Genomic DNA, 2,064 nt, shown 5'->3' on the forward strand with positions numbered 1-2,064 from the left:
GTTTCAGGTCAGCTAAAGGCGAGCGTGTCAGATGGTTACCCCCGAAAAAACCGCGCCCGGCTTGAGGCGGGTTGGCGGGCCGCGATCGAGGCGCGGCCCGCGGTGAATGGATCAGCCGACGAGTTCCGTCGTTTGATGGTCGGAATGGCCGGCAATCTGCGCCAGGATCTTGGTGATCGCGGACTGCGCCGCATCGGCCGCGTCGGCAAAGACCGGATTGTCGGCCGGCAGGTGGTCGTGCAGCCCCGCTGCCGCCCGTTCCACAGCCTGCTGGACATGGTCCGACGGATCCGGCGCGTTGTCCGGATTGGCGTGCGAGGCGTGACGGAACAAGAATTGGTCGCTGTCCAAGGCCACCGCATCATGCTTGGGCGCGTCGGTGGAGTCGGTGAGACCAGGCGTGCCCCGGTCGCCAACAGGATGCTTGCCGAAGAAGTCGGCGAGCCAGTTTTTGGTGCCGTTGCCCGTGTTCGGTCCGCTGGTCGGCGCGGCCGGGGCGTGGCTTGAATCGGATCCTGAATCTTCTGCCGATGCCGTCGCCGCGAGCGTGCCCGATTTCATTGCCGGGTCGATCAGGTCGCGCTTGACGTTCTTGGTGCCGATTGTCGCCGTCTGCGTCGAAGTGGCGATATTGGCGCCAGAAAAAGTGACGTTATAGGTGCCGGGCTTCAGCGCTAGATCATAGCCGCCGGCGGCCGAGGTCGTGGTCTTAAAGGTCTGGCCGGCTGAGTTCCTGGCGGTCACAGTGATGGTGCCCAGCCCTTCGCCCGGATCGTAGAAACGGTCGCCGTCCTTGTCGTCGAAAGCGACGCCGGTGAGGAAGATATCCGTGCCGCTCTTGGCGAAATCCTCGGTGACGAAGGCGCTGCTGCGGCCCTTGTAGTCGCCGACCTCGAAGGCGAGCCCAACTTCACGGAAGTTGGAATTGAGGATGTTGGCCCGGTGCCCGGGAGAATTCATCAGATTGGTGTGGAGAAGCTTGACCTCGTCGACATAGCCGGTCGGCGCGCGGGTCGTTGCCCAGGCGATGTTCTCGCCCGTGGCCCATGAGCCGCTCAGCGTATAACCGGCATTCGTCATGCGCGTCGTCGGCGACGAACCCCCGGAACCGGTGTGGGAGAATGTGTCGGTGGCCAGCATCCACTTGTCGTGGCCCTCGGCGGCTTCGCTGAGATCGTTGTCGAAGGCCAGGGGCTGGGCGCCGGTCTTGGCGCGCTCAGCATTGATGAGCTCGAGCAGATACTGCTCGTTGGCACTGTGCTGCGGCATCGGATATCCCCGTTGATACTGTTTGGTGAGCCCCCTGATCTCCGTCACCCGCCTTTCCGGCTATGGAGCAAATATGTTCATCATGCGGCGCTAAAGTAACAAATCGGAATATACGCACATATATCGTGTGCGTATCGCACCAGAAGCAATGTCGGACGGTTTGCCGATCGGTGGATGGAAGCTGATTTCGGCGGACTTGCCTAGGCGATGATCCTGAAGTCGATAGGTGCACTGTCGTCCGTGCGTTCTTCGACCTCGACCCTGATGACCGTCGCGCCCCTAGGCCCCCGCCACAGCCGATCGACCATCGAGTCGATCGCTGCGTCGGCGCCGGCGATGAGCGCCGTGACCGAACCGTCGTGCTCGTTTCGCACCCAGCCCGTCAGTCCGAGGCGCACGGCTTCGTCCCGCGCCCAAACCCGATAGCTGACCCCTTGCACCTTGCCGGAGATGCGCGCCCGAACGGTTCTCTTCTGCTCGACCATGCTCGTCTCCGCCTTCGAAGCCTTACGGAATCCGGCTCGGCGCCGCGCAAACGCAACGGCTGTGGATCGCCGTTAGTTCCCCAGCGCCGTCGCCAGCGCGCCAGGCAATTCCTCGGCGAAGATGTCGAGCTCATGGTCGAGGCCGACGCTGACCCGGATGCAGCGGTCGAGCCGCGGCGCCATCGGCTTGCGGATGAAGACGTCGCGCGAGAGCAGCGCCTGCATCACCTTCAGCGCGAAGGCGCCGTCGCGGCCGCAGTCTATGGTGACGAAATTGGTCGCCGAGGGCAGCGGCTTCAGCCCGTTTTCC

2 protein-coding genes and 1 pseudogene are annotated in these 2,064 nt (G+C 63.6%); all 3 read right to left on the reverse strand.

Annotated features, from left to right (window positions below):
• Window positions 1-111: 111 nt before the first annotated feature.
• A complete protein-coding gene (locus EOA60_RS30445; protein ID WP_095823691.1) occupies window positions 112-1,269 on the reverse strand; it encodes a CAP domain-containing protein in 1,158 nt (385 codons plus the stop codon).
• A gap of 200 nt (window positions 1,270-1,469) precedes the next feature.
• Window positions 1,470-1,754, reverse strand: coding sequence for an acylphosphatase (locus tag EOA60_RS30450; protein WP_067321058.1), 285 nt, complete (start codon window positions 1,752-1,754; stop codon window positions 1,470-1,472).
• A gap of 72 nt (window positions 1,755-1,826) precedes the next feature.
• Window positions 1,827-2,064 (reverse strand): annotated as a pseudogene (locus EOA60_RS30455) (pyridoxal phosphate-dependent aminotransferase); the annotation flags it as partial.

This window comes from Mesorhizobium sp. M1A.F.Ca.IN.020.06.1.1 (genome assembly GCF_004023265.1).
GTDB lineage: Bacteria > Pseudomonadota > Alphaproteobacteria > Rhizobiales > Rhizobiaceae > Mesorhizobium.